Below are 11,888 nucleotides of genomic sequence, written 5' to 3'. Positions count from 1 at the left end.
TACATATGCACATTTATTCTTATTGGTACTAATAGATTGCTACTTCTTAATCAATTGAATTATTTAGAACGCTTGGCGATTTTTGGCTGATCTGAGTAAATTAGTATTGGCTTAATATCATCATTGGTTGAATTATGATCAATGACTACTTTGGAAATGTTTTCTAACGAAGGAAGATCGTACATAATATCCAATAGAATTTCTTCCAGAATTGAACGCAAGCCGCGCGCACCTGTTTTACGCGTCAAAGCTCTTTTTGCTATTGCTTTGAGGGCTGGTTCTCGAAATTCCAGATCGACACCTCCCTCCATATTAAACATTTTCCAGTATTGTTTTACGAGAGCATTTTTAGGTTCTGTTAGGATTTGAATTAATGCTGCTTCATTGAGCTCCTCTAACGTTGCGACAACTGGTAAACGCCCTACAAATTCAGGTATTAGGCCAAATTTAACTAAATCTTCTGGTTCTATTTGTTGAAGAACCTTATTTATGTCCTTCCTATTATGATTTTTTACATCGACACCAAAACCAATTCCACTTTTTTCTGTGCGCGCTCTAATCACTTTATCAAGACCGTCAAATGCACCACCACAAATAAACAGAATATTGGTGGTATCCACTTGAATAAATTCTTGATTAGGATGCTTTCGTCCCCCCTGAGGAGGAACCATAGCAATGGTGCCCTCAATTAATTTTAATAGTGCTTGCTGAACACCTTCACCTGAAACATCACGTGTAATTGAGGGGTTATCTGATTTACGTGAAATCTTATCAATTTCATCAATGTATACAATGCCTCGTTGTGCTTTTTCAGCATCATAATTACATTTTTGAAGTAATTTCTGAATAATATTTTCAACATCTTCACCGACATAACCTGCTTCTGTTAAAGCTGTGGCGTCTGCCATAATAAAAGGTACATCCAATAACCGAGCTAAAGTTTGTGCGAGTAATGTTTTACCTGATCCAGTCGGACCAACGAGCAGAATATTACTTTTTGAAAGCTCAATATCATCTGCATCATCCGATTTTGCTACGTTTCTCAGGCGCTTATAATGATTGTAGACTGCCACAGATAATATCTTTTTTGCTGATTCTTGCCCAATCACATATTGATCAAGTATCTGGCATATTTCTCGAGGTACAGGTAAGTTTGACTTAACCAGTTTTGTTGACTCATCCCCTTGCATTTCTTCACGAATGATGTCATTACACAAATCAATACATTCATCACAAATAAATACAGAGGGACCTGCGATAAGTTTTCTTACTTCATGCTGACTTTTGCCGCAAAAAGAACAATAAAGAAGTTTCTCGCTACTAGCTTTGTCTGGCATATTTTTATCCCACAGTAACCGAGTTTAAATACCCGTGATTAAAAAAATTGTTCAAGTATTTCACTTTAATTTGCACTTTCTTCTCTATGCGCCAGTACTGCATCAACTAAGCCATAATTTACTGATTCAGTTGCACTCATGAAATTATCCCGATCCGTATCTTTTTCTACATCGGATACTGGATGCCCCGTATGCTTTGCCATGATTTCGTTTAATCGAGCTTTAAGATACAAGATCTCACGTGCATGTATCTCAATATCGGAAGCTTGTCCTTGAAACCCGCCCAGTGGCTGATGAATCATTACGCGCGAATTTGGTAAACAGTAACGTTTTCCTTTTGCTCCTGCAGTTAGTAATAACGCTCCCATACTTGCTGCTTGCCCAATGCATAAAGTACTCACATCTGGCTTAATATATTGCATTGTGTCATAGATAGCCAAACCTGCAGATACAATGCCGCCGGGTGAATTAATATAAAAATGGATATCTTTTTCTGAATTCTCGGATTCTAGAAATAGAAATTGTGCAACAACTAGATTCGCACTTGCTTCTGTAACAGGACCGACCAAAAATACAACTCTCTCCTTTAATAAGCGCGAATAAATATCATAGGCACGTTCACCGCGTCCGCTCGTCTCTATCACCATAGGAATCAAACCCAGATTCATAGGCTCTGTATTTGACATATTATCAAGTAGTCGCGTCATTTCTGGATATCCCCATTAACTCATCAAATGTTACAGTTTTATCTATTAAATTTATTTTATTGAGCGCCCAATTTACTACATTTTCTTCTAACGCTAATGACTCAGCTTCTTGTAAACGTTCTGAAGAAGCATAATGCCATTTAATGACTTGTTCCGGGTTCTCGTAACTTTGTGCCGCATCTTCTATTATATTTCTAACCTGTTCACGCGTAGCTTTCAACGCATGCACTTTTACGAGTTCTGAGAGAATTAGACCCAATTTAACTCGATATTCTGCCTTTTCTTTAAAAAAATCTGGTGCAAGAGATATTTCTTCAGTCTTCATTCCGCGTGCTTCAAGATTACTCTTTGCATTTTGCATTAGCCGTTCTATTTCTTGATTAATTAAAACGCGGGGAGCGGCAATCTGTGTGGTATCCAATAATGATTGCATAATTTGTTCTTTAATTTTTGATCTGACTCGTTTAGAAACTTCACGCTCCAGATCCTGTTGAATTCCTTCATGCAATTTTTTAATATCCCCATCGGGGATACCTAATAACTTAGCAAAATCAGTATCCACATTCGGTAGTATAGGCTCTTCCAGCTCATTTAATTTCACTTCAAAGGCGGCAGTTTTTCCAGCAACGCTTTTGCCATGATAGTCTTCCGGAAAAACAACATCAAATGATTTATTATTACCTATTTTCATACCAATAAGCGCAGCTTCGAAATCCTTAAGAAATTTCCCGTCTCCAATTATCAACTGAATATCTTTGGCCTTTCCCCCTTCAAAATCAACACCATCTATTGCGCCATGATAGTCTATCTTAACCCGATCCCCTTTTTTTGCTGTGCGAGTAACCGGCTCATATGTCACGCGTTGTTTGCGGATCATCTCCAGAGTTCTGTCAATATCGGCGCCCTCTATTTTTACATTAGGTCGATGTATGCTTTGTTTGTCTAGATCACCGATAGTTATTTCAGGATAAACTTCAAATGTTGCGCTAAATATATAAAGTGCATCATTATTATCTAGTGATTTCGCTTCAAATTTCGGGTATCCAGCAACCTGCAAATTCAATTCCTTGATGGTATCTGTGAAATCCTTATGTATGGCATCATTCAGAACGTCTTGTTGAACTTGCGCGCCATACATTTGTGTAACCATTTTTAATGGGACTTTTCCAGGACGGAAACCATGTAACTTGGTAGTTTTTGCCAATCGTTTTAGGCGATTTTGAATTTCACTCTGCAATTTTTCTACAGAAATTGTAATGTCGAAACGGCGTTCCAATGCACCGAGGTTTTCTATGTTTGATCCCATTAAGATTCCTGACTGATTAAATATTTCTCAACACAGCAATGCTATCCATTCGCCATTTTAATTCTATGATATTTGACGAATAAGGTAGTTCTGTAATACTTGAACAACTTGGTGCGAAAGGGGGGACTCGAACCCCCACACCTCTCGGCGCCAGAACCTAAATCTGGTGCGTCTACCAATTCCGCCACTTTCGCATTTTCTTTTATCTTACAATCTTGGTGATTATACCTTTTAATCCCGCTAACCGCAGCCAGATCATTCATTTCCCTGACAAAATACTATCTCGCCACTCACGCCTTTGCTATCTGATCCCATCAAATACAAATACGTTGCCATTAAATCTTCAGGCTGTCGCATTGTTTGCTTAATCTCGCCTGGATGAGTTTTGGCACGTTGTGGCGAATTCACAACTCCAGGCACAATGGCGTTGATACGCAAATTTGGCACAATTTCCCACTCATCAGCTTGAACTTTCACTAACGCTTCAATACCCGCTTTCGCAACCGTAAACCCTCCCCAATAAGCTGATGGATTATGTCCATGAGAACTCGATGTCATAATAACACTGGCATCAGGAGCAGCTTTTAGCAGAGGTAAGCATGCCTTAGTCAGGGCAAAAGGAACAATCAAGTTAACATGCAATAATGTTCGCCATTGTTCAACGGTCTGATTTTCTGCCGGACTCAAGCCATATAGAAATGCGGCATTATGCAAAATTCCATCCAACCGCCCTAATTGTTGCTCTATCGCTTGAGCTATCACCACAAAGTCCTTGTCCTGTGCATTTTCTAGATTAAGCGGATAAATGAGCGCTTGTGCTTTTCCTACCGCTTCAATCTCATCATAAACACGCTCTAGTTTTTCCACTTTACGCCCGTGCAAGATTACCGTTGCGCCATGGTTTGCATAGGCTATTGCCGCGGCACGTCCCAAACCTTGCCCAGCACCTGTGATAAGAATTACACGATCTTTGAGAAGATTCTGTGGTGCTAAGTAACTTTCTAATTTTTTCATAATTGGAATTTATCACGATAAGGCACTATTAGAGAAAAAATAAAACACCTGATAAGTGCCCCTATTTTCCATTTGTTCCAATAAAGACAAAAAAACAGACCCCATATTTCTTGGGGTCTGTTTTTTATATCAATTATCGAGTAATCTGAACAGATATCGATATTACATATCCATGCCACCCATGCCACCCATGCCACCCATGCCACCCATGCCGCCCATACCGCCAGCTGCTGCAGTATCTTCTTTGGGCAGCTCCGCAACCATTGCATCAGTAGTTAACATTAAGCTTGCGACTGAAGCCGCATTCTGCAGAGCGGAGCGCGTAACTTTTGTTGGATCCAGAACACCCATCGCTACCAGATCTCCATACTCACTTGTTGCTGCATTGTAGCCAAAATTACCTTTACCTTCAGCAACTTTGTTTACAACAACAGATGGCTCATCACCACAATTGATTACAATCTGACGCAGTGGTTCTTCAAGAGCACGTAAAACAATCTTAATACCTGCATCCTGATCATGATTGTCGCCTTTAGTTTGTTTCACAGTTGGAATGGCACGTAATAATGCCACGCCACCACCAGGAACAACACCTTCTTCGACTGCTGCTCGCGTTGCATGTAACGCATCTTCAACCCGCGCTTTTTTCTCTTTCATTTCGACTTCAGTAGCAGCGCCAACTTTAATAAGTGCAACACCACCAGCCAGCTTGGCTACGCGTTCCTGCAGTTTCTCTTTATCATAATCGCTGCTAGCTTCATCTATCTGAGCACGAATCTGTTTAACACGACCCTCAATATTACCGGCATTGCCTGCACCGTCAATAATCGTGGTATTTTCTTTGCCAACTTCGATACGCTTGGCTTGCCCCAGATCATTCAACGTAGCTTTCTCTAAAGTTAAACCAACTTCTTCAGCAATCACTGTACCGCCTGTCAGAATCGCAATGTCTTCCAGCATGGCTTTACGACGGTCACCAAAACCTGGTGCTTTGACGGCACAAGTTTTAAGAATGCCACGAATGTTGTTCACGACTAAAGTTGCCAGTGCTTCGCCATCGACATCTTCAGCGATAATCAATAATGGTTTACCTGCTTTGGCTACTTGCTCCAAAATGGGCAACAATTCACGGATATTAGAGATCTTTTTGTCATGCAATAAAATAAAAGGATTGTCTAACAAGGCAATTTGTTTTTCTGCGCTACTTACAAAGTAAGGGGAGAGATAGCCGCGATCAAACTGCATACCTTCGACCACTTCCAGTTCATTTTGTAGTCCTGATCCATCTTCCACAGTGATTACGCCTTCCTTGCCAACTTTGTCCATCGCATCAGCGATGATCTTGCCTATTTCATTATCAGAGTTCGCAGAAATACTGCCAACTTGAGCAATTTCTTTGGCTGTTGCACATGGCTTTGACAGTTTTTTCAACTCACCAATGGCTGCAGTCACTGCTTTGTCAATCCCACGTTTGAGATCCATTGGATTCATACCTGCGGCAACATACTTCATACCTTCTTTAACGATAGCTTGAGCTAGTACCGTTGCAGTAGTGGTACCATCACCGGCTACATCAGATGTTTTACTCGCTACTTCTTTCAACATCTGCGCGCCCATATTCTCAAACTTATCTTTTAGTTCAATTTCCTTAGCAACCGAAACACCGTCCTTAGTAATGGTTGGCGCACCATAAGAACGATCCAATACCACATTCCGGCCTTTTGGCCCTAAGGTTACTTTTACCGCATCGGCTAAAATATTAACACCGGCTACCATTCTATGACGCGCTGAATCACCAAACTTCACTTCTTTTGCTGACATAACTGTTCTCCTAATTTCTCAAAATATTGTCTCTGGTAAGTAATTGGATCAATGCGCTTAACCTTCAACCACACCCATAATGTCTTCTTCCCGCATCACTAAAAGCTCCTCGCCTTGAACCTTGACAGACTGTCCAGCATATTTGCCAAACAATACCTTGTCACCAACCTTAACTTCTAGTGAACGAACTTTTCCATCATCACCAACCTTACCTTTTCCTACTGCTAGAATCTCACCTTGATCGGGTTTCTCTGCTGCACTGTCTGGAATAACAATACCTGATGCAGTTTTACGCTCATCTTCTAATCGCTTAACGATCACACGATCATGCAAAGGACGAATTTTCATGCTGTTTTCTCCTATTAAATTAATAATTCGTAGTTTATGCAATAGCTTGCTGTTTATTTGAAGAACTTCTGAAACAATCAGAGTTGTAATATTACAAGAATTATTAGCACTCATTAACTATGAGTGCTAATAATAGGATCTATCCTTAAGAATTTCAAGAGCAGGAAATACAGAATTTTTCTATGTATATGTAAGGAAGGAAATAAATCCGGAATAAAAAAGAAACATTAGGAATTAAATCAGCGTCGATTCACGCAATAAATTACAAAACAGGTGCGCGGCATTTGACTTAAAATCCTTAGGGTTTATGTGATGTGGGAGATGCCTCTGGTGATGCTTGCTGCTCCGTTACAAAGATTTCTACACGGCGATTTTCTGCTCTTCCTTCTGGTGTGTTATTTGATGTAATTGGTTCGTGAGAACCACGACCATCAATATGGATACGATTAATGGATATACCTCGTCCAACCAGATAATCGCGTGTGCTGGCAGCCCGATTAACTGATAAGGGATTATTAATCGTATCGCTGCCAGTATTATCTGTATGACCTACAATTGTGATGATAGTGTTCGCATTATTAGTCAGGCTTGCTGCGAAGTTATCAAGAATCGGCTTAAAACCTAATTTGATATCAGATTTGCCAGAATCAAAAGAGATATCACTGGGAATATTTAGTTTGAGTCGATTGTCTTCAGTTTGTGAAACTTGTACGCCAGTACCCGCTGTAGCAGTTTCCATTTGCTGTTTCTGTTCTTCCATTTTTCTCGACCATAAATAACCCGCGCCTGCCCCTAGTAACGCTCCCGAGCCTGCGCCGATTGCAGCGCCTTTCCCACCACCGATGAGTGCACCAATCGCAGCACCAGCACCAGCACCAATTGCAGATCCTTGAGCCGTTCCGCGCTGTGACTCAGACATTGTTGCACAACCACCTAATGTTGCGGTAATTGCCAGAATCATAAGTATTGTTCGTGTTTTCATAAAAATTTCCTTATTCATAATAGCGGGTTGAGTTGAAGCAGAAGTTAAGTTAATAATAAGTTCATTTTTTAGTATGTCTATGGATTTTATTCAGTTTGACACTTGGAGGATGACTATAGGTTTTAAGTTGCGCCTAGTCAGTCAATTTCAGCGAATTTACCGGTATTTCACCCTTGTTACTGAAAATAGTGTATAGAATTTAATTTAAATTTCATATGAAATTTTAGATGGTATGGTTAGTTCTACATGGAATTTCGTGACCAATCATATGACTCCGGACAATTATTTTGAAACGCCGAGATAAGTGATTTGAAACAAAGAAAAGACCAACCCATTACACGTTAAATCAGTATCAAATAATCCGAAAATTTAAAGCTTGCCACGAATAAAAAAGAACCGTTGCAACCATGTTGCCGCCACATGGCGATGGACGGTTCTAATTCACAGTAATGAACGGCAATCAGGATCCGATAAACCGATGGACTCCATTTTTGACAGCACATCGCAATGCAGAATGTGTCCAGCTTAGTGGAGATCAAAAACAGCGAGCCGCTTGATTCTCCATACACCAGATTTGACTATAGCTCTCCATTACATTACATCAATCAGGAAAATCCGAGACGATTCAGTTGGGCGTCTATTGCTCCATATTTCAGAATAATTTTATAAACCTGGTCTAAACTTCGGCAACCAATTGTCGATAAAAAGAGCATACAGAAAACCACATACACAAATCAGTTAACTAATTTCTAAGAGTGACCAAAGATTCATTGACTCTGGTAGTTGATAAAAATAGTGCTTATTTATGGAGAAAAAAATGCCTGACAAAAATTTAAAATTCTTGGTAGTGGATGATTTTTCTACCATGCGTAGAATTGTTCGCAACCTTTTAAAAGAACTTGGATTTGTCAATGTTGATGAGGCTGAGGATGGAGCAGTCGCCTTGCGCAAACTACAGGATGGTGATTTTGATTTTATTGTATCGGATTGGAACATGCCCAATATGGATGGATTAACCATGCTTCAGAATGTTCGCGCCAACGAAGCATTAAGAAAGATTCCTGTACTTATGGTTACTGCTGAAGCCAAGAAAGAAAACATCGTGGCTGCTGCACAGGCTGGTGCAAGTGGTTATATCGTAAAACCTTTCACGGCAGCAACACTTGAAGAAAAATTAAACAAAATTTTCCAAAATATGGAAAGTAAGGCATCCGCCTAATTGGTGCAGTGTTTATTTCTTTTCACAGCAAACTATTGAGTCCAAAATGAATACAAAACATCTTATAAAAGCAAAATCTGATGATGCGTTTCAAGATAAAGCCAACCTCAAATCGATCAAATTGACTGATACATCACCCGTATCTGCCATAAAAGATATGGAAGAAAATAAATTAATTGTAACCGATAGGAAAGTCATTGATCAGATTGGGCAATTAACTCGGAATTTGCATGATAGCTTACGTGAGCTAGGATATGATAAGCGCCTTGAAGCAATTGCATCCGAAGTACCCGAAGCACAGGATAAGCTATCTTATGTTGCTAGCAAAACCGAGCAGGCTGCTGAACGTACGCTCAACGCAACTGAAATTGCAATGCCTATTCAAGAAAAACTATCAACAGATGCAGTTCATTTATCTGAACGGTGGAAGCATGCTCTCGAAACACAGCAGACAAACGCTGATACTGAGAAATTCAAGGCATTATTAATTGACACACTTCATTATCTAGATAGGATTCCTGAGAAAACCAACGCTACAAATGCACAGCTGTTAGAAATCATGATGGCACAGGACTTTCAGGATCTGACAGGCCAGGTAATCAAAAAGATTGCGCATATGGTACAAAGTTTGGAGAAAGACTTGATAAATTTATTGCTCGCAAATGTTTCGACCAAGAAAAATATTCCTGTAGAAGACGGTCTTATGAACGGACCAGTAACGAACCCAGAAAAAAGAAGTGATGTGGTGTGTAATCAAGACCAAGTTGATGATCTGCTAGCTAGTCTTGGATTCTAAGTCAGGACCCGGTAAGATAAACTGAGATGCGTTATGTCTCTCTCATAAAAAGGTGACTCTTGGGGTTATCTTTGACTAATACAGGAGTACATGAATGCCCTGCCTGCTAAAGCACATGTTTCGTTTTGTTCTGACTGATTAGAAAAACCATTAGTCGCGCAGCCGGTTAGATCCCAAATAATCAATGATACGATCACAAAAATCTTCACAAGTATTTTTCGTCACACTAAGATTGAAGCTTTAAACAGCCTTGAGAGGTGACTTAATTGGCATATCACAGATCTCGGATATATTTGATATTTGTCCTAAACGCATCCCAGACTTCGTCCATCCGACCTCCCAGCGCCAGCTTGGCCTGTGATTGTATATAACGAGACATTACGCCGACCGAAGTGTGCGGCGGCAGAGTCGGAGCATGCGGGTTAGTGAACACATTTACAAGCGCTGGGCCATTATGTAGCAATGCTACCTGAAGAACATTTTCGAGCTTGGCGGGATTAGTAACCGAATAACCTCGAATGCCACAAGCTTCGGCCACCATCGCAAAATCTGGATTGATCATTTTTGTCTGCCAGTCGGGCAGGCCGGCCACCTGCATTTCCAGTTCAACCATACCCAAACTACGATTATTAAAAACGATCAGTTTTATCGGTAGTTTATACTGGGCAATCGTCACCAGATCTCCCATAAGCATCGAGATACCTCCATCGCCACAAAATGCGATGACTTGACGCTCGGGTGAGTGCAGTGCAGCACCGATAGATTGCGGCATCGCATTGGCCATAGATCCGTGCGAAAAACTACCCAACAATGTGCGCTTCCCGGTGCCGTATAGATAGCGTGCCGCCCATACTGTACTCATGCCGGTATCTGCAGTGAAGATTGCGTCAACGTCGGCTAGCCGATCAATCATCGCGGCGACAAATTCAGGCTTAATCAAGTTTTCCTCGCCGGGATCCGCAGCATGCGCACGGAGATCTTCCTCCACTTCGACATAGTCCGTCAGACAGGCACTTAAAAAAACATCTTCTACCTTAGGATCGATTAATGGCAGCAACTTCCGCAACGTGGGGCCAATATCACCGCACAGCCCCATGTATAATGCAACTCGTCGACCAAGTCGTTCTGGTTTGGTATCGATCTGTACAATTCTGGCTGGACTATTTAGGAATTCCTTCCAAGGAAAATCGCTGCCTAGCATAAGCAGCAGCTTGCCTCCGGTAATGGCGCGAGCACCGGCCTTATTGCCCAGCAAACCCGTCAGTCCTACAGCGTAAGGGTTATCGTATTCCAACATCATCTTGGCCTTAAGCGTATAAGCCACCGGAGCCTTGAGAAGACGAGCCAACTCAATCACCTCAGCACGGGCATCAGCACAGCCAATGCCTGCATAAATGCCGATGTCATCGGAACTATTGATCAATTCCGCCAATAGCTGAATTTCAGCATCGGAAGGAGCCATAACCGGCTGTGGTCGATACAAATCAGTACACAGTGCGTCATCATCGGCGTCACATGTCATCAGATCTCCAGGGAAAGCACATATGCCTACACCTTTACGATTCCATGCGTGCTGAAGCGCCTGTTGCAGCATTCGCGGTAATTGCTGCGGTGTCGTCGCCACCTCATTGTAATGACTGCATCCGTCGAACATGCGAAGATCGGTGGATTGAAAGCTCTCAGTGCCGTAATCCTCAGAGGTAATGGTCGAGGGCAGGGCCAACACGGGTGCACCCCAGCGATGAGCATCATAAAGACCGTTGATAAGATGGACATGGCCCGGCCCGGAACTGCCAGCACAGCACCCGATATCACCAAGCACACCTTCAGCCATGGCAGCATAGGCACCAGCTTCTTCATGGCGAACGTGAATCCAGTCGATGCTGCCATCTCGACGTAGAGCGTCGTTGAAGAAATTCAGGCTATCACCAGTGACGCCATAAATGCGACGGATACCAGCAGACTTGAGCATTTCGACCAATTGTTCGGCAACGGTGAGACCCATGCGATTCTCCTGAATTTTTAAGTGCGACAGCTTGATAAGAACTCAAATAGGAGCATTGAAATATGCAAGATGCTCGCGCATGATAGTTATTTAAAAATAGATTTTCCAAAAAATGATGCAGCTATTCATACACCGATTCAAACAAATCCTCTATAGAAACAATAAGTAATTGAATGTATATGCAATTCTTAAAATATACTGGTTAAAGATATTTCGCAAAACATCGACGGAAACATTTTATATTTCATAGTCAATGCTTAACTGTGGCAAATGAATACATATCTCATAGTTGTACCTTTAATACATTAAAATAAAGACGCTGGGTTTTCTGTTCGTTACCGTACATAGCACAT

Annotated in this window: 10 protein-coding genes and 1 tRNA gene; 2 read left to right on the top strand and 9 right to left on the bottom strand. The window is 41.3% G+C overall.

All coding sequences use genetic code 11. From position 1 onward, the window contains the following. Positions 1–59: 59 nt before the first annotated feature. From clpX to C8R34_RS00975, 8 genes are all read right to left on the bottom strand, one after another. Positions 60–1,337, bottom strand: a complete 1,278-nt coding sequence (gene clpX, locus C8R34_RS01010) for an ATP-dependent Clp protease ATP-binding subunit ClpX (protein WP_110336959.1) — start codon at positions 1,335–1,337, stop codon at positions 60–62. A gap of 65 nt (positions 1,338–1,402) precedes the next feature. Next, positions 1,403–2,044 carry an ATP-dependent Clp endopeptidase proteolytic subunit ClpP gene (gene clpP, locus C8R34_RS01005; RefSeq protein ID WP_110336957.1) on the bottom strand — a complete coding sequence of 214 codons (642 nt, stop codon included), beginning with the start codon at positions 2,042–2,044 and terminating at the stop codon, positions 1,403–1,405. After that, positions 2,028–3,350 (bottom strand): trigger factor, encoded by a 1,323-nt coding sequence (gene tig, locus C8R34_RS01000; protein WP_110336955.1) that lies wholly within the window; start codon positions 3,348–3,350, stop codon positions 2,028–2,030. Before tig ends, clpP begins: the two co-directional genes overlap by 17 nt. A gap of 109 nt (positions 3,351–3,459) precedes the next feature. Further along, a tRNA-Leu gene (locus C8R34_RS00995) sits at positions 3,460–3,544 on the bottom strand. Between the two features lie 61 nt (positions 3,545–3,605). Beyond that, positions 3,606–4,364 carry a YciK family oxidoreductase gene (locus tag C8R34_RS00990; protein WP_110336953.1) on the bottom strand — a complete coding sequence of 253 codons (759 nt, stop codon included), beginning with the start codon at positions 4,362–4,364 and terminating at the stop codon, positions 3,606–3,608. A 162-nt stretch (positions 4,365–4,526) separates the two neighbouring features. Beyond that, a complete protein-coding gene (groL, locus tag C8R34_RS00985) occupies positions 4,527–6,185 on the bottom strand; it encodes a chaperonin GroEL (RefSeq protein WP_110336951.1) in 1,659 nt (552 codons plus the stop codon). Positions 6,186–6,242: 57 nt separating this feature from the next. Beyond that, a complete protein-coding gene (gene groES, locus C8R34_RS00980) occupies positions 6,243–6,533 on the bottom strand; it encodes a co-chaperone GroES (protein ID WP_110336949.1) in 291 nt (96 codons plus the stop codon). Positions 6,534–6,831: 298 nt separating this feature from the next. Next, positions 6,832–7,515, bottom strand: coding sequence for an OmpA family protein (locus C8R34_RS00975; RefSeq protein WP_110336947.1), 684 nt, complete (start codon positions 7,513–7,515; stop codon positions 6,832–6,834). Between the two features lie 817 nt (positions 7,516–8,332). On the opposite strand from C8R34_RS00975, the gene cheY reads away from it, so the two are divergent. Beyond that, positions 8,333–8,734 carry a chemotaxis response regulator CheY gene (gene cheY / locus C8R34_RS00965; RefSeq protein WP_110336943.1) on the top strand — a complete coding sequence of 134 codons (402 nt, stop codon included), beginning with the start codon at positions 8,333–8,335 and terminating at the stop codon, positions 8,732–8,734. A 46-nt stretch (positions 8,735–8,780) separates the two neighbouring features. Beyond that, positions 8,781–9,530, top strand: coding sequence for a protein phosphatase CheZ (cheZ, locus tag C8R34_RS00960; RefSeq protein ID WP_110336941.1), 750 nt, complete (start codon positions 8,781–8,783; stop codon positions 9,528–9,530). 274 nt (positions 9,531–9,804) lie between these two features. Here cheZ and C8R34_RS00955 read toward each other — a convergent pair whose 3' ends face one another. Continuing rightward, positions 9,805–11,535 carry a thiamine pyrophosphate-dependent enzyme gene (locus C8R34_RS00955; RefSeq protein ID WP_110336939.1) on the bottom strand — a complete coding sequence of 577 codons (1,731 nt, stop codon included), beginning with the start codon at positions 11,533–11,535 and terminating at the stop codon, positions 9,805–9,807. Positions 11,536–11,888: the final 353 nt, after the last annotated feature.

Source organism: Nitrosomonas sp. Nm84, from assembly GCF_003201565.1.
Lineage (GTDB): Bacteria > Pseudomonadota > Gammaproteobacteria > Burkholderiales > Nitrosomonadaceae > Nitrosomonas.
This window is presented reverse-complemented; position numbering and strand designations above follow the sequence as displayed.